The sequence below is a fragment of the Citrobacter sp. wls711 genome (assembly GCF_005281055.1).
Taxonomy (GTDB): Bacteria; Pseudomonadota; Gammaproteobacteria; order Enterobacterales; family Enterobacteriaceae; genus Citrobacter; species Citrobacter gillenii.
In genome coordinates this window covers 110385-127850 of the sequence record NZ_SZXC01000079.1, presented here as the reverse complement: position 1 = coordinate 127850, position 17466 = coordinate 110385, and the positions used below count along the sequence as shown (strand labels likewise).

At 53.8% G+C, this 17466-nt stretch carries 14 protein-coding genes and 1 tRNA gene; 5 read left to right on the top strand and 10 right to left on the bottom strand.

Annotated elements, in window-relative coordinates:
- Positions 1–9: 9 nt before the first annotated feature.
- Complete coding sequence (gene gltS, locus FDW98_RS22165) at positions 10–1215, bottom strand: sodium/glutamate symporter (RefSeq protein ID WP_096759063.1); 1206 nt, start codon at positions 1213–1215, stop codon at positions 10–12.
- Between the two features lie 225 nt (positions 1216–1440).
- On the opposite strand from gltS, the gene xanP reads away from it, so the two are divergent.
- Entirely contained in the window at positions 1441–2832 is a 1392-nt protein-coding gene (xanP, locus tag FDW98_RS22160; RefSeq protein ID WP_096759062.1) for a xanthine/proton symporter XanP, read from the top strand.
- A 121-nt stretch (positions 2833–2953) separates the two neighbouring features.
- Positions 2954–4663, top strand: coding sequence for an AsmA family protein (locus FDW98_RS22155; RefSeq protein WP_096759061.1), 1710 nt, complete (start codon positions 2954–2956; stop codon positions 4661–4663).
- Positions 4664–4710: 47 nt separating this feature from the next.
- Here the strand turns inward: FDW98_RS22155 and FDW98_RS22150 are convergent, their stop codons facing one another.
- The 9 genes from FDW98_RS22150 to FDW98_RS22110 form a co-directional block, all read right to left on the bottom strand.
- Positions 4711–5403, bottom strand: a complete 693-nt coding sequence (locus tag FDW98_RS22150; protein ID WP_096759060.1) for a D-lyxose/D-mannose family sugar isomerase — start codon at positions 5401–5403, stop codon at positions 4711–4713.
- Positions 5404–5452: 49 nt separating this feature from the next.
- Positions 5453–6313 (bottom strand): ketose-bisphosphate aldolase, encoded by an 861-nt coding sequence (locus FDW98_RS22145; RefSeq protein WP_096759059.1) that lies wholly within the window; start codon positions 6311–6313, stop codon positions 5453–5455.
- 80 nt (positions 6314–6393) lie between these two features.
- On the bottom strand, positions 6394–7245 hold the full coding sequence (locus FDW98_RS22140) for a class II fructose-bisphosphate aldolase (RefSeq protein WP_096759058.1): 852 nt from the start codon (positions 7243–7245) through the stop codon (positions 6394–6396).
- An 11-nt stretch (positions 7246–7256) separates the two neighbouring features.
- A complete protein-coding gene (locus FDW98_RS22135) occupies positions 7257–8348 on the bottom strand; it encodes a PTS fructose transporter subunit IIC (protein WP_096759057.1) in 1092 nt (363 codons plus the stop codon).
- Positions 8349–8374: 26 nt separating this feature from the next.
- Entirely contained in the window at positions 8375–8695 is a 321-nt protein-coding gene (locus FDW98_RS22130; RefSeq protein WP_096759056.1) for a PTS fructose transporter subunit IIB, read from the bottom strand.
- 19 nt (positions 8696–8714) lie between these two features.
- Positions 8715–9185: a PTS sugar transporter subunit IIA gene (locus FDW98_RS22125; RefSeq protein WP_096759055.1), complete on the bottom strand. Its 471-nt coding sequence runs from the start codon at positions 9183–9185 to the stop codon at positions 8715–8717.
- Between the two features lie 26 nt (positions 9186–9211).
- Positions 9212–10765, bottom strand: coding sequence for a transcription antiterminator (locus FDW98_RS22120; RefSeq protein WP_096759054.1), 1554 nt, complete (start codon positions 10763–10765; stop codon positions 9212–9214).
- Between the two features lie 335 nt (positions 10766–11100).
- Positions 11101–13419, bottom strand: a complete 2319-nt coding sequence (gene yicI / locus FDW98_RS22115) for an alpha-xylosidase (protein WP_096759053.1) — start codon at positions 13417–13419, stop codon at positions 11101–11103.
- A gap of 10 nt (positions 13420–13429) precedes the next feature.
- Complete coding sequence (locus tag FDW98_RS22110) at positions 13430–14812, bottom strand: glycoside-pentoside-hexuronide family transporter (RefSeq protein ID WP_096759052.1); 1383 nt, start codon at positions 14810–14812, stop codon at positions 13430–13432.
- Between the two features lie 290 nt (positions 14813–15102).
- Here FDW98_RS22110 and FDW98_RS22105 point away from each other — a divergent pair.
- The 3 genes from FDW98_RS22105 to FDW98_RS22095 all read left to right on the top strand — a co-directional run bounded on the left by FDW98_RS22105 (position 15103) and on the right by FDW98_RS22095 (position 17459).
- A tRNA-Sec gene (locus FDW98_RS22105) sits at positions 15103–15197 on the top strand.
- A 162-nt stretch (positions 15198–15359) separates the two neighbouring features.
- On the top strand, positions 15360–15635 hold the full coding sequence (locus tag FDW98_RS23870) for an Arm DNA-binding domain-containing protein (RefSeq protein ID WP_096759051.1): 276 nt from the start codon (positions 15360–15362) through the stop codon (positions 15633–15635).
- Between the two features lie 327 nt (positions 15636–15962).
- Entirely contained in the window at positions 15963–17459 is a 1497-nt protein-coding gene (locus FDW98_RS22095; protein ID WP_096759050.1) for a C69 family dipeptidase, read from the top strand.
- Positions 17460–17466: the final 7 nt, after the last annotated feature.

Below are 17466 nucleotides of genomic sequence, written 5' to 3'. Positions count from 1 at the left end.
GCACGGCCTTTATTGCGCAAAAATTGGCAACAGCAAATACAGCTTAATCACCAGCGCGTTAACGATGTCGATAAAGAACGCCCCTACCATCGGCACGACTAAAAATGCAGTATGCGATGGACCAAAACGCTCGGTAATCGCCTGCATGTTGGCAATCGCCGTCGGCGTTGCGCCGAGACCAAAACCACAGTGCCCGGCTGCCAGCACGGCGGCATCGTAGTTCTTGCCCATCATGCGCCAGGTGACAAATATGGCGTACAGCGCCATGAAGATCGTCTGCACCACCAGAATCGCCAGCATCGGCAGCGCCAGCGAAGCCAGTTCCCACAGCTTCAGGCTCATCAACGCCATCGCCAGGAACAGCGACAGACTCACGTTACCCAACACGGAAACCGCGCGTTCAAACACCCGATAAAAGCCCATTAACGCCAGGCCATTGCTGAGGATCACCCCAACAAACAGCACGCAGACGAAGGTCGGCAGTTCCAGCACGGTACCCACCAGCAATTGCGCAACGATTTTGCCCACCGTCAGACAGATAGCGATCAGCGCGATGGTTTCAATCAGCACCAGAGAGGTGATGATGCGCCCGACGTCCGGTTTTTCAAACGCAGTCGGCACGGCCTGATCGTCCGGCATACCGTCAGGCGTAGTGGAGTGCTTCACCAGATAGCGCGCGACCGGGCCGCCAATCAGTCCACCCAGCACCAGGCCAAATGTTGCGCACGCCATCGCCACTTCGGTGGCATTGGTAAAACCGTAGCGCTCAATAAACAGCTTACTCCACGCCGCACCCGTACCGTGTCCACCGGAAAGCGTAATCGAACCGGCAATCAGCCCCATCAACGGGTCAAGACCCAGCAGGCTCGCCATCCCGATCCCAATGGCGTTCTGCATCAACAGCAACCCCACCACCACAATCAGAAAAATGCCCACCACGCGGCCACCGGCGCGCAGGCTGGCGATGTTGGCGTTCAGGCCGATAGTGGCAAAGAACGCCAGCATCAGCGGGTCACGCAGCGTCATATCGAAATTAACTTCCCAGCCCATGCTCTTTTTCAGTACCAGCAGTGCGATCGCCACCAGTAAACCACCCGCAACGGGCTCAGGTATCGTGTATTTCTTCAGGAAGGGAACAGACTGGACGAGCTTACGTCCCAGCAGCAACACCAGCGTTGCCGCAACCAATGTAGATAACGTATCGAGGTAAAACATAGACAGCTCCATTAGTGCGTTTAGCACAATCACGCACGATGTATTCCAGATCGATTTTTAGGTCTTTTTAGGTTTTCGGGGTGGATTTTAAGCAGAAAATGACAAAAAGTTATATAAAAAGGTGAGTTCATCGGTTTTAAATATTAAGAATACCTGCTAGCAAACGTTTGCTTTTCTGTCCTGGTCAGATAAAATCACCGCTTTTCCACCATGGGATTGCCTCTGATGTCCGTTAACGCCGTAGAGCCAACAAATGCGCAACCGGTTGCGCAGGCTCACAACAGTGAACTGATTTACCGTCTTGAAGATCGCCCCCCGTTAGCCCAGACCCTGTTTGCCGCCTGCCAGCACCTGCTGGCGATGTTCGTCGCGGTGATCACGCCAGCCCTGCTTATCTGTCAGGCGCTCGGTTTACCGGCTCAGGATACTCAACACATTATCAGTATGTCGCTGTTCGCATCCGGCGTAGCCTCCATCATTCAGATTAAAGCCTGGGGGCCGGTTGGCTCAGGGCTATTATCTATTCAGGGCACCAGCTTTAACTTTGTAGCACCGCTGATTATGGGAGGCACGGCGCTGAAAACCGGCGGTGCAGATGTCCCGACCATGATGGCGGCACTGTTCGGTACGCTGATGCTGGCGAGCTGCACGGAAATGGTTATCTCGCGCGTACTGCATCTGGCGCGCCGTATTATTACCCCGCTGGTCTCAGGTGTGGTGGTGATGATTATCGGCCTGTCGCTGATTCAGGTAGGCCTGACGTCAATCGGTGGCGGCTATGCCGCAATGAGCGACAACACCTTCGGCGCACCGAAGAATCTGATGCTGGCCGGCGTTGTACTGGCGCTCATTATTCTTCTTAACCGCCAGCGTAACCCGTACCTGCGCGTGGCATCACTGGTGATTGCCATGGCCGCAGGCTATCTGCTGGCCTGGTTTATGGACATGTTGCCGCAAAACACCGCACCGGTGAGCCAGGACTTCATCATGGTACCAACGCCGCTATATTATGGCCTGGGCATCGACTGGAGCTTACTGCTGCCACTGATGCTAGTCTTTATGATCACCTCACTGGAAACCATCGGCGATATTACGGCCACCTCCGATGTCTCCGAACAACCGGTCTCCGGCCCGCTGTACATGAAGCGTCTGAAAGGCGGCGTTCTGGCTAATGGCCTGAACTCGTTTGTTTCCGCCGTGTTCAATACCTTTCCGAACTCCTGCTTCGGGCAGAACAACGGGGTGATTCAGTTGACCGGCGTAGCCAGCCGCTATGTTGGCTTTGTAGTCGCGCTGATGCTGATCGCGCTGGGTCTGTTCCCGGCGGTCAGTGGGTTTGTACAGCACATCCCTGAGCCGGTTCTGGGCGGCGCCACGCTGGTGATGTTCGGTACCATCGCCGCCTCCGGGGTGCGCATTGTTTCTCGCGAGCCGCTGAATCGCCGCGCCATTCTGATTATTGCGCTGTCGCTGGCCGTTGGCCTGGGCGTCTCCCAGCAGCCGCTGATCCTGCAGTTCGCCCCGGACTGGGTGAAAAACCTGCTCTCTTCCGGGATTGCCGCAGGCGGTATTACCGCTATCGTTCTGAACCTCGTTTTCCCACCAGAAAAACAGTAAGCGACATGCGGCGTTGATTCTGAATCAACGCCGCTGTTACGCTCTTTCACCATTCCCGCCTTGAGGATTGCGCGTAAATCGTGCATAACTTGACTACATGTACTTTGCGGGATGGAAGACCATGAAATTTATTGGAAAGCTGCTTCTTTACGTGCTGATCGCCCTTGCAGTGGCGATCCTCGGTCTCTATTTTCTACTGCAAACCCGCTGGGGCGCAGAGCATATCAGCGCCTGGGTGTCAGAGAACAGCAGCTACCACCTGACGTTTGATGCCATCGATCACCGGTTTTCTTCGCCCTCCCACATTCTGCTGGAGAACGTCACCTTTGGTCGGGATGGCAAGCCCGCCACCCTGGTAGCAAAAAACGTTGATATTGGGCTGAGCAGTCGTCAAATCACCGACCCGCTGCACGTCGATACCATCCTGTTGCAAAACGGTACGCTGAATCTTTCTCCACAAACTGCACCGCTGCCGTTCCAGGCCGATCGCCTGCAGCTACAGGATATGGCACTCAACAGCCCCGGCAGCGAGTGGAACCTCAGTGCGCAGCGCGTGAATGGCGGCGTGATCCCCTGGAGCCCTGAAGCCGGAAAAATACTCGGCAGTAAAGCGCAGATCCAGCTCAGCGCCAGCTCGTTAACGCTGAACGATATTCCTACGACTAACGTGCTGATTGAAGGCAGTATCGATAACGATCGCGTCACGTTAAGCAATATTGGCGCCGATGTGGCGCGCGGCGCATTGACCGGCGTGGCGCAGCGAAACCCCGACGGCAGTTGGGTGGTGGAGAATCTACGGCTAAACGACATTCGGTTGCAAAGCGATAAATCGTTAACCGACTTTTTTGCGCCGCTCACCACCATTCCCTCGCTGCAAATTGGTCGTCTTGAGGTGACAGATGCCCGTCTACAAGGCCCTGACTGGGCGGTAACGGATCTCGATCTCAGCTTGCGCAACATGACCTTCAGTAAGGACGACTGGCAAACCCAGGAAGGTAAGTTGTCGATGAACGCCAGCGAGTTTATCTACGGCTCGCTGCACTTCTTCGATCCTATTCTCAACGCTGAGTTCTCGCCACAGGGCATTGCGCTGCGCCAGTTCACCACCCGCTGGGAAGGCGGTATGGTCAGAACCTCCGGCAACTGGTTGCGCAATAGCAAAGCGCTTGTTCTCGACGATGCCGCAGTTGCCGGGCTGGAATACACGCTACCGGAAAACTGGAAACCGATGTGGATGAAGCCCTTGCCCACCTGGCTCAACAGCCTGACGCTGAAGAAATTCAGCGCCAGCCGCAATCTGGTGATTGATATCGACCCAGCCTTCCCGTGGCAGCTCACCGCGCTGGACGGTTACGGTGCCAACCTCGGACTGGTGCAAAATCACCAGTGGGGGATCTGGAGCGGCAGCGCCACGCTCAACGCCGCGGCCGCCACGTTTAACCGCACCGACGTACGCCGCCCTTCGCTGACGCTTACGGCCAACAGCAGCACGATCAATATCAACGAACTGAGCGCGTATACCGAGAAAGGGTTGCTGGAGGCTACCGCCAGCATCTCACAACTTCCGCAGCGCCAGACGCAGGTCAGCCTGAACGGGCGCGGTGTGCCAATGACTATCCTGCAACAGTGGGGATGGCCTGCGCTGCCGATTTCCGGCGACGGTAACATCCAGCTGACTGCCAGCGGCACTCTGCAGGCAGATACGCCGCTGAAGCCCACGGTGAACGGTCAACTGCATGCGGTGAATGCCGACAAGCAGCAGGTGACACAGACCATGCAGGCGGGCGTTGTGTCGGGCAGTAACGTCACCGCCCCGCCGGCTGCCCAGTAATCTATTACCCAGGAAAGTATCACCCGATAGCGCGAATGCTGTCGGGCTTACACACCCTCTCCCCGTAAACCATCATATTCGCCGCATAACAGCCATTTTACCGGCTCGTTCTCTGTTATCGCCGGGAAGCGACCGCCCGGTTCGAGGAAGTGGTTATCGTGCTGGTCGTCATTCACCATCGAGATTTCCCAGCCCAGCACAAACGCTTTCTCGGCCCAGAAGCGATGATACAAGCGCGGCGGCAGGCACACGCCCTGCCCCGGTTTCAGTACCAGCGTATCACCAGGTTTGCAGCTGCGCCGTTGACCATCCACGTTGACCTCAACCGCTCGCTGACCGTCATACTGCGCATCGGGTGTCGCCCACGCCAGCTGCATACATAAATCACCGCCGCCACGATTCACAATGTCTTCCATTTTATGCGTATGAAAATGCCACGGTGTTTGTTGATCTTGCTGAATTTGTAGCATTTTTTCGGCATAGGGCTTGGGATAGTTTGCTGAACCCAACAAACCATTACGCAACGTCAGCAACGTCAGCCCGGTTTGCGCAAAATCCCCGCGGCCAAAGTCGGTAATGTCCCATCCCAGCTGGAGATCACGCACTTCACGCCATTTAGCCCAATCCTGCTGTCGCCAGGCATCGGCGGTGAAATATGCAAAATCGGGCAGGCACAGTCGAAAGGTTTCGGCGATGGCATGCGCTTTATCAATGGCATAATTAATCTGAGAACGCTTCATTCCACTTTTCCTTGTCGCGAAAGAGGCGGGTCACCCCGCCTGCATGCCGTTAGTAAAGTGATGCTTTTCCGGTAGAGCCGAACAGCTTCATTTTGTGGCGGATCACATCCCGCGCGGCGCTGATTGCTTCCGGGTAGATCACGTTCGGATCCCACCAGGTCTCTTTCGCCAGGATTTCGCGGACTTTCTGGAAGTAGGCGTATTTCATGTCGCTGGAAATATTGATTTTGCCCACGCCCAGCGTGACGGACTCGGCGATTTCTGCATCCGGGTTCGCTGAACCGCCGTGCAGCACCAGGGGAATATCCAGTCGTCCGGCGATATCGCGCAGGATGTTCATTTGCAGCTCAGGCTGCATCCCTTTCGGATAGATCCCATGCGCGGTACCAATCGCCACCGCCAGCGTGTCCGCACCGGTACGGGCGATAAAGTCCTCTGCCTGGGCCGGGTCGGTATAGGTGACTTTCGACACACCGCCTTCCACTGAGGTTCCGGTTTGGCCAATCGTTCCCAGTTCCCCCTCCACCGAAACGCCTACTGCATGCGCCAGTCGGACCACTTCCTTCGTTAACGCCACATTGTCTTCATACGGCAACAGCGAGCCGTCAATCATCACCGAAGTAAACCCACACTGAATCGCCCGCAGCACATGCTCCACCGACGCGCCGTGATCCAGATGCAGCGTGAACGGCACCGGGCTGCGCAGGGTGATATCGCGGACATAGCTAAAGAACGCATCACCGAGGAAATCATGCTCACTGGGGTGAATAGAGATAATTGCTGGCGTGTTGGTTGCTTCTGCTTCTTCCACCACGGCGCGCACGAAGCAGCTGTCCGCGACGTTAAATGCGCCAATGGCAAAACCGTGCTGACGGGTCGGTTGCAGTATTTCTTTCATCGAAACTAACATGTTAATTCTCCAGTTTCAGGGTGTAGAAAGCCCTGCCAGTGCGTCATCGCAGAGGCATAGAAGGCGTTACAGAAAATGAATCAGGCTTTGTCGATAGCGCCGCTTGCCTGTAGGTAAGGAATAATGGCTTCCTCGCAGGCTTGTTCCATCACCGCCAGGGCAGCAACGAGCTCACAGGATTGGTCCCGACAAAGGGTATGTAGCAATGCAGCCTTTCCAGCTTCGAAGACCGCCGCGCCTACGTTAATCTTGGCGACGCCAAACGTCGGACAGCGTCGGAGCTGATCGAACGGCGTACCGCTACCGCCATGCAGCGCCAGTGGCACCGTCGATAAATGCGCTATCGCCTCCAGACGCTGAAAATCGATGGCCGGGGTCACTCCCGGGGCATACATGCCGTGCGCCGTCCCCACCGAAACGGCCAGCAAGTCGATCCCGGTCTGCTGGATAAATGGCACCACGTCGGCGGTCTGGGTCATCAAGTCAACGTTAGCAGCATGGTCATAGCACGGCGCATCCGCGAGGTGGCCCAGTTCCCCTTCCACACACAGCTGCACGCTGGCGGCAAGTTCCACCACCGCGCGGGTCTGACGGATATTCTCTTCCAGCGCAAACGCGGAGGCGTCGATCATCAAGCCACTGAATCCAGCGCGGAACGCCTGGCGAATGCGTGCCGGATCTTTGCCGTGGTCCAGCGCCAGAGCAACCGGTACGGAGGCGCCTTCCGCCAGAGTTTTCACCACCGCTGCCGCTATTGATGCAGGGAAATGCTCCAGATGCCCCTGATACAGATTCAGAATGATCGGTGCACGGTGTTTCTCTGCTACCCGTACCGCCGCCCGGGCGCTTTCCAGGTTCATACAGTTGATCGCCAGCAGCGCGTATTGTTCACGCCAGGCTTTCGTCAGCATGCTTTTCATATCGGCAAACATACGGCCTCCGGTTATTCGAGGGTGAAGGTGATCTCTTCGTCTTTCAGCTTTTGATCGCTGAGCTCGTCAAACTCTTCGTCTCGCTCGGTCACCGGTTTCTTCCACAGCGACAGCATGACCCCGCAGATCGCCGTGCCAATGCCCAGTGCCAGGCAAAACAACAGCGGATGGGTAAAGAGTGGGACGACAAACATGCCGCCGTGCGGGACCGGGCTTTCGACGCCCCACACCATAATCAATCCACCCGCTACTGCAGAGGCCACCACGCAGGAGCCCACCACGCGCAGCAGGTCGCGTGCAGCAATTGGAATAACCCCTTCGGTTATCATGCAAATCCCCATCGGGAATGCCGCCTTCAGCGCTTCGCGTTCAGCACGGGTGTACTTATGCCTCGTCAGCAGGAAGGAGAGCGTGATGCCAAACGGCGGGATAATCGAACCGACAAATTTCACCGCCTCCGGGCCGTACACGCCGCTGACCAGCATACCGTCCGCAAACAGCGACATGGTTTTATTCACCGGCCCGCCGAAATCGAACGTCGCCATCGCGCCGAGGATCGCGCCCATCAGAAAGCGTGACCCACCCTGCATGGACTCCAGCAGATGAATTAACGCGTCCTGCAGCCAAGCAATCGGCTTGCCAATTAACGTCATCATCAACAGGCCGCCAATCACCGTGCTCAGCACCGGCAGCACCATGATGGGCATCAACCCCTGCATCGACTGCGGCAAACGGATGTAGCGTTTCAGCAGCAACACGGTGTAACCCACCAGAAATCCGCCCAGCATCCCGCCAATGAAACCGGTATGAATTTCGCCGCAGACATAACCAACAATCAGACCTGGCGCAAAGCCGGGGCGATCGGCAATGGAATAGGCAATCGCCGCACTGATTAACGGAACAATTAGCCCCATTCCCCAACCGCCAATCTGGTTGAGCATCCAGGGTATGGTTCCGGTTTTCTCACCGACGTTAGTGCCACCGAGTATTTGCCCGAGGGCAATACAAATCCCTGCGGCAACGATTAACGGGATCATCCACGAAATCCCCGTTAATAAATGTCTTTTTATTTCCTGTGATAGTGGAACTGTATTTTCACTCATGTGAGTTCCCTCCAGAATGAGGATCGCTACTGGTTTGTCGTAACCAGCGATTTTTCAACCTTTTCAAGAAACTGAATAGGCGATTTAATAACAATTTCTGTTTTCACCCGCACAATGCGTTTATTAGAAAAGCGTTCTTCTCCTTTTATTTTCACATCCACCGCCAGAATCACGACGTCAGCGGCAGAAATATCCGCCATCAGTAATTCGTTTTCCGTTCCGATGGTACCCTGCGTTTCAACCTTAATATTATGACCAAGCGCCTTTGCCCCTTTAATTAGCTTCTCGCGGGCAATATAGGTGTGCGCAATACCCGCCGTACAGGCGGCAACACAAACAATATTCATAGCATGCTCCATATTTTATTTAGCAAACATTGGATTCAGCATATTGACTAAACAGCTCAATAATTTTCTGTGGACTACTCTCAACCAATAATTGTTCAATAATTTCATCATCCGCCAGCGCTCCGGCAACCTGCGAGAGCAGGCGAATATGCGTAGTGTTTTGATCTTCAAGGCGGACGGCAAACAATATAATGCACCGTACATTGCTACCGTCCAGAGTTTCCCAGGGAATATCCTGGCGCGTACGGCCGATGGCCAGCGTGGTATTCACCACCGCCGAAGATTTTCCGTGTGGAATCGCAATATGATTTTCAAAGCCGGTTGAACCCTCTGACTCACGCTGCCAGACATCCTGAATAAACGTTTCCCGACAGCTAATTGCGCCATCCTTTTGCAGAATATCTGTCAGTTCCTCAATAACCTCCGTTTTACTTGTAGCCTTCATATCTAAAATAACGCGATTTGTATTGAGTATTTTCGTGATGTCCATCAATCATACCTCATGGAGTTCAGACATTAATTTTCGACGACCAGCGACGTCGCTCGATGTAATTTTTCGGTGATAACCGTTTCTGTTACCCTTTTAATATCCGCATCATTGAAGAAGGCGGTGACATACACGACGGGCATCGCAATAGTAGGTAGATTGATTGTCGACACCACCAGTTCAATATCGTCCGTCAGTATGGAGGGTAAACTGCCCGCTGATACCACACCCACGATGGTCCAGTCCGGGAAGGCGCGCAGAATGCGACTTTTAAGTAAATGAGACGTACCAATACCGGTTGAGCAAACCAGCAGCACGCGCTTGCGGGCAATCTGCCGCTCCATAGCGGCCTGAAAATGCACGGTTAGGTACCCGACCTCATCTTCCGACACGGCACGCTCGCCCCAGCCGCTAAACACCCGATTAACCGCGCAAAGCGTTAAACGCCAGACGTCCTGCAGTTCGCCTTTAATATCGTCCAGTAGCGGGTTACGAATACGGATCTGATAGTTCAGCCGGTTAATCAGCGGCTTAATATGAATCAGTAATCCGTCATACAGCGCGGTATCCTCGCTGAGGTCACTGTCGACCATCTCGGCAAAAATCGCGATCAGCCGATGGGTAATCAGCCGCGCTTCATCGCTGGAGTGCATATGACCGATAGCGCTGACGTCGTTATGCTCTTCTATCATTACGCCAGAGGAGATAATATATTGATAAATAAACCAGACTTCATCTTTCGGTAGCGGATGTACAATGCGTTTTTCGATACGCTGAATCATTCGGTTCGCAATAGAAAAGATGCTTTCATCAAAGGAGTTTATATTTTCCTCTTTTCTCGGCAACGCATTGCCCCGGGTGATGCGATACATCATGATCAATATATGGGTAAAGATATTGACGTAATAAGGCTCGCCCAGCGACCAGCACAAATCGTTCTCCATTTCCTGTAGCAGCGTTTGCACAAATAAAACGTCTTCTTCACCAAAGTAATGTACTAACGCTTTATAGCTGCCAGGATCAAGGCGTGAATAAACGACGCCACCGGGTTCATTATGGTTAATTACACCGTTAATCAGTGAAGCCATGGCCTGACGTACACCGCTCTCACTGCCTTCAATGTGCGTCCCGCTCTGGCTACGGATCAGAGATAATCCCAGCGGGGTTATCCATGATTCAATCACTTTCAGGTCGTTCACAATCGATGCGCTGCTGATAAAATAGCGCTCAGATAATTTGCTGATGGACGTTTCGTGCGGCGTTTCACTTAATAATTGCGATGCTATTTTTACGCGCCGTGAATTATTCATCATACCATCAGCGTCATCACCCTCTGCGCCCAATAACTGATCCAGCGATAAAAGATCGGTAATATTATCAACACTTAGCATCACGCCAGCCCCGGCGCGTTTATCAATAGTTATTTTCCATTCCGATAACCACTGTTCCAGTAGCCGTAGATCGCGCTGCACAGTCTTCTCTGAAACCGTTAAATGTTCGGCGATTTTCAGCAGCGTGACATATTCTTTCCGGGACAGAAGGAATTTTAATAATCTGTTTTGTCGCGAGGTAATCATTTGCATTATTTACCCTTATCACACACCAGATTAAATATCGAAAGAAGCGCTTACGCGCCACGTGTAATCCGTGATGATAAATATAAAAGGACTACGATGCGGCAACAATACTAAATCGTGTCCTGTATTCCGGACAGAAATAAGACAAAAAAGGGAAATAGTGAGATATTTACGGCGCAGATCACATTTTTCGTGGGAAGTAGAGTGATTGCGCTCGCAAATATGGACAGGTAAAAAGATTAAGTCAGGATGTTTTTAATTTTCAGTTCTGGAACGCTGCACGCACCGTGGTGCCGGATAAGACGCACTGCATCGCCATCCGGCACCACGTTCACATGCACTTACAGGGTAATGGTCAACACATTGCCTTCTGCTGCAATCACCACACCCCACTCGCTCCCTGTAGATGAACCGCCCTTCACGCCGCCAATTTGCGGGATGTTACGCAGACACAGCGTCCAGTTGCGCGCCTCGCCCTCCCCCGTCACGGTGATGGTGTTATCCACACGTTTCGCCCTCAGCGTGAAGATAACCGAGCCGTCAGCGGCCGGCACGTCACAGACGGCTTCACGACCCTCCTCCAGATGGAACAGCTGGAACGCAGTGCCTTCATGCCAGGCGTAATCCGGCTTCTGGTTATTGCTGCCCAGCGCCAGCAGGGTGTTGTCACGCACGTAGACCGGCAGGCTCAGGAAGTCATGCTGCTGTTTATGCCAGCGGCTGCCCACAATCTCGTCGTTACACCACAGGTGCGTCCAGCGACCTTCCGGCAGGTAGAACTGCACATCTCCCGCTTCAGAGAACACCGGGGCCACCATCACGCTGTCGCCCAGCATGTACTGACGGTCGAGGTAATCACACGCCGGATCGTCCGGGAATTCGAGCATCATCGCACGCATCATCGGCGTGCCATACTCGCTGGCGCGCACAGCTTCGCGATACAGATACGGCATCATGCGGCATTTCTGCTCGGTGAAGTAACGCACCACATCGCAGGACTCGTCGTCGTACGCCCATGGTACGCGGTAGGATTTGCTGCCGTGCAGACGACTGTGGCTGGAGAGCAGCCCAAACGCACTCCAGCGTTTGTAGACGTGCGCCGGGGCGGTATTCTCGAAGCCGCCGATGTCGTGACTCCAGAAGCCAAAGCCGGACAAGCCGATGGATAAGCCACCGCGCAAGCTTTCTGCCATTGATTCGTAGTTGGCGTAGCAGTCGCCGCCCCAGTGCACCGGAAACTGCTGCGCGCCCACGGAAGCAGAACGGGCGAACAGCACCGCCTCTTCTTCCCCCACGGTCTCTTTCAGCACGTTCCACACCAGTTCGTTGTAGATGAACGCATAATGGTTGTGCATTTTCTGCGGGTCAGCGCCGTCAAACCACTGCACATCCGTCGGGATACGCTCGCCAAAATCGGTCTTGAAGCAGTCCACGCCGATATCTACCAGGCCTTTCAGCTTGTTGGCATACCACTCGCAGGCCTCTGGATTGGTAAAGTCATAAATCGCCAGCCCCGGCTGCCATTTATCCCACTGCCACACCGATCCGTCCGGCCGCTTAAGCAGATAGCCTTTTTCTTTCAGTTCGTTGAATAGCGGCGATTTCTGCCCGATGTACGGGTTGATCCACACGCAGACCTTCAGGCCTTTCTCCTTCAGACGGCGGATCATGCCTTCCGGGTCCGGGAACGTCACCGGGTCCCACTCAAAATCACACCACTGGAAGGCCTTCATCCAGAAGCAGTCGAAATGGAAAACGTGCAGCGGCAGATTGCGCTCGGCCATGCCGTCGATAAAGCTGTTCACCGTCGCTTCATCGTAGTTGGTGGTGAACGAGGTGGTGAGCCACAGACCGAACGACCACGCAGGCGGCAGTGCCGGGCGACCGGTAAACTGGGTATAGCGATCCAGCACCGCTTTCGGGGTCGGGCCGTCGATCACGAAGTATTCCAGATACTCGCTTTCCACGCTGAACTGCACCTTTGACACCTTCTCGGAGCCAATTTCAAACGACACACACTGCGGATGGTTCACCAGCACGCCGTAACCACGATTGGTGACATAGAACGGGATGTTCTTGTAAGACTGCTCGGTACTGGTGCCGCCATCGCAGTTCCAGGTCTCGACCGTCTGACCATTACGCACCAACGACGTAAAGCGTTCGCCAAGCCCGTACACCGTTTCGCCGACACCCAGATCCAGGCGCTCGAACATATAGTTGCGATCGCTGTTAGCATCCTGCACGTAGCCATTATTTTTCAACTGGCTACCGGTAATGCGCTCCCCGTTGCGTAAAAAATCGAGGGCCCAGAATTCGCCTTTGGTTACGCGCACACTTAAATTACCGCTCTTCAATTCGGCAAAGTCGGCGTTATCGCACATCTCAACCTTCACGTCCTGCAGCACGTTCAGCGGATAATGCGGGCCGTTATCCAGCGCTCCCTGAAAGTGCTCCATACGCACGCCCACCACGCCTTCCTGCGGCGAGAAGAAGCGCAGCGTAAACATCGGGGTGTCCAACTGCCAGGTTCGCTCACGCACGTCGCGCGGCGCAACATAGACCACCATCTCGTTGCCCTGTCGTTCAACCTCGAACACCTGGATTGGGTTAGTCACATTCAGGCCAGGCTGAATTAGCCAGTTTCCATCGCTAATTTTCATAATTGGTTCCTTAGTTCTGTAATTCTTTAGTCGTGAAATCCTGCTGATTACGGCGCGCACCCTGCGCCAGCTGGCGCATGATTTCAGTCAGATAAGAGGTTTTTAGGGTGTAAAAGCGTTTGGCAATCACGGCACTCAGCAGGTAGCAAATAGCCGGGACAATGGTGAACAGGCCGATGATGATGCTAATGGTGGCGCTGTTTTGCGTTTTCGCTGCAGCATCGTAACCGCCGCCCGCCAGCATCCAGCCGATCATCGCCCCACCGAGAGCCAGGCCCAGTTTGAGCACGAACAGTGTGCCCGCAAAGCTGATGCCCGTCAGACGTTTACCATTGCACCACTCACCGTAATCAACGGTGTCGGACATCATTACCCACTGGATTGGCGTCACAAGCTGATGCAGGACGCCAATCACGAAGATAAAGACGAACATGGTGATATTGGCGTGCATCGGCACAAAGAACATCGCCAGACTGACGACCGCCAGCAGGGCGTTCGTCCACCAGAAGACGCTGACTTTGCATTTCCAGTCGGTTAGCGGTTTTGCCAGCGCAGAGCCGATCAGGTTGCCGACGCAATAGGTGGTGAGGAAGGCGACAAACACTTCCGGCGTGCCCAGAATCCAGGTGACGTAATACATCATCGCCCCGCCGCGAACGCAGACGGCCAGGATGTTGAGGATGGTCAGCAGGCCAACGATGCGCCACTGATCGTTGTGCCAGATGTCACGTAGGTCTTCACGCATTGAGGTGCTGCTCGGTGCTGCCTCCACACGTTCTTTGGTGGTGAAGAAGCAGAATGCCAGCATCAGAAACGCCACGACCGAGAGCACGGCAATCCCGCCCTGAAAACCCAGCGCTTTATTTTCACCGCCAATCAGATTCACCAGCGGCATCATCAGGACGGTGGAGAGCATGCCGCCCGCCGTTGCCAGCACAAAGCGCCATGACTGCAAGGAGATGCGCTGCGTTGGGTCATTGGTGATAACACCGCCCAGCGCGCAGTAGGGAATATTCACCACGGTGTAGAGCAGGGTCAGCAGCGTGTAGGTGATTGCGGCATAAATCATTTTGCCGTGCAGGCTGAGGTCCGGCGTGCTGTAGGCAAGCACACAAACCAGACCAAACGGCAATGCGCCAAACAGCACCCACGGGCGGAATTTCCCCCAGCGCGAGCGGGTACGGTCGGCCAGCAACCCCATGCAGGGGTCAGAGATGGCATCCAGCGCACGGGCCAGCAAGAACATGGTGCCGACAAATCCGGCAGGGATACCAAAAATATCGGTATAGAAAAACATCATATAGAACATTACGTTATCGAAGATGATGTGGCTGGCGGCGTCACCCATACCATAGCCAATCTTCTCTTTAACAGACAGAATCTCACTTTTCATTACGCATCCTTGTTTGCACTTTCACACGCACTGATACCGGTTACAGTTCTTGTAAACCATCCCTGTGAGTGCGGGTATTCCGATATCTCGTTATCAAATTACGATTCTTGTTTTCTGTGATCGGGGTAGCGTCAAAAAATAAACATCACTGTAACTTATGGATTTTGTAGGGATTTATATGAAACCGATCATGGTATAGCGAAACGGAAGTTAAAAAAGTGAGTGAGGGGGTGTGGAAACGTTTGGAAGTAGCTATAATGCGCCCCGCCTCCATGTAGCAATCGAGGCGCGGAAGATCGTCATCTCCGGTGAGGTGGCTGGACTTCAAATCCAGTTGGGGCCGCCAGCGGTCCCGGGCAGGTTCGACTCCTGTGATCTTCCGCCAATTTGCCTCTCCTGAACTCTACTGTCTCAAGTAAATCTCCTATAATACCCGCAATTACTGCTGATTATGTTCTCCCGAGGTCAACTGCCTCTACCAGAATCAAGTGCATTCTGGGAGCATACTGGGGGGCATGATTTATAGCCCCATTTTGAGATGCCCCCAATGAAGCTAACAGTCAGAAGAATCGACGCAGCCAAGCCCAAAGAGAAGCCGTACAAGCTATCTGATGGTGGAGGCCTCTACCTTGAAGTAACCACCAACAACTCACACTACTGGCGTTTAAAGTATCGTTATACGGGTAAAGACGATATCAACAGTACATTACCGGGGTTTTATCGCCAGAGCGGGCGAGGCCTGAGCCTGGTTATGGAGGAGTATAAAGGCGCGTGGATTTTTGCGACGTCGAATGTTCCCTCACTGTATTGCCGCAAAAGATAATATCGTAATTTCATTTAAATCCAGTATTCACATTTATCATCATTGACTTACGCGACATGGGTCACTGAATCCAGTAATAAGCCATTGCTATTCTTCTCCCCGAATCAGGAAGCATCCTGAATACCTCGATATCCACTGCGTAAAAATCAAGCGAAATGGACGGGTTAGAGCGTCCAGAAGACTTTAATCGACGGATGGATATGCGGAGATAACGTGGGCAGGGGCGTTTATCTCTCTGGCGAGCCATGCCTGACAGTACAGGCGTGATCGCATTAAGGAAACGGTGTGTTTCCGGTGTACTTATGGCGTACTTATGAGGGATACATAATGTTTAGTTTTAAAAAGTGCCTGATTGCACTTTCAGTAAACCTGGCGGTTGTCTCATCCGGTTTTGCGTGTACGACCCTGCTGGTCGGCAATGAAGCCTCGGCGGACGGCTCGATGTTGGTGGCCCGTAGTGCAGACAGCGACGCGCTGAAAGCACAGCATTTTTTGATTCATCCAGCGAAACAGAACCAGACCGGGGTGTACAGCACCAAAGCACATAATGGTGCGAATGATTTTACCTGGCCGCTGCCGAAAAACTCTCTGCGTTATACCACCGTACCTAACTGGAAAACCCAGCTACACGGGGCCACCGGTTTTAACGAGCTGGGTGTTGGCGTAAGCGGGACAGAGTCTATTTTTGCATCACCAAAAGCGTTGGCCGTCGACCCGTATGTTGAGGATAAAGGGATCACCGAAGACGATATCCCGGATATTCTGCTGTCACAGAGCAAAACCGCACGTGAAGCGGTGGCCCTGCTGGGGCATATTGTTGAAACCGTCGGCGCAGGTGAAGGTTTCGGCGTTGCCGTCGTGGATGATAAAGAAATTTGGTATCTGGAAACCGGTAGCGGTCACCAGTGGATGGCGCAGCGGCTGCCAAATAATCAATACTTTGCCACCGGTAATCAGGGACGTTTACAGGATTACGATCCTAAAAATCCGGATATGATGGCATCGAAAAACCTGATTGAATTCGCCAGCGAAAAAGGTCTGTACGATCAGGCCAAAGACGGCAAATTCAACTTCTCCAAAGCCTATACCCGTGATGACGAGCGTGACCGCACCTATAACGACCCCCGCGTGTGGACCATCCAGAAAACATTTAATCCTGCCGTCAATCAGGATATGGCCGCGGGCCGTGAGTTCCCGGTATTCCTGAAGCCAGAGAAGAAGATGACGCTGGACGACGTGAAGTCTGTGCTGCGCAGCCACTATGAAGGCACTAAACACGACCCGTACACCAACGGTCTGAACGGCAAAGAGCCGTGGCGTCCGGTCAGCGTGTTCCGCACCTACGAGGCGCACGTGATGCAGGTCCGTCCGTGGCTGCCAAAAGAAATTGGCGAAACCACCTACATTGGCCTGGGTATGGCCGATCTCACCGCCTTTGTTCCGTACTATAGCGGCCTGAAAGCGTATCCGGCCAACTATACGATGGGAACCGACAAAGCGGACGACCAGTCCATTTACTGGAAGTACCGTAAATTACAGACGCTGACCATGACCGACTATCCGAAGCTTGCGCCAATCGTCAAAAAAGCCTACAAAGCGTGGGAAGATAAAGTGGCGAAAGAGCAAAAAGAGGTCGAGGCCGAATATCTGAAGATGGCGAAAACCGATAAGCCTGCCGCAGATAAAATGCTGAATGACTTCAATCTGCGCATCATGGCCGACGCCGAGAAGCTGACGGAAGACCTGACAAATCAGCTGTTCACTATCCGCACTAAAGATATTCAGTCTGATATTTTCTTTGCTAACGCAGCCAAAAAAGACTGAGTCACCG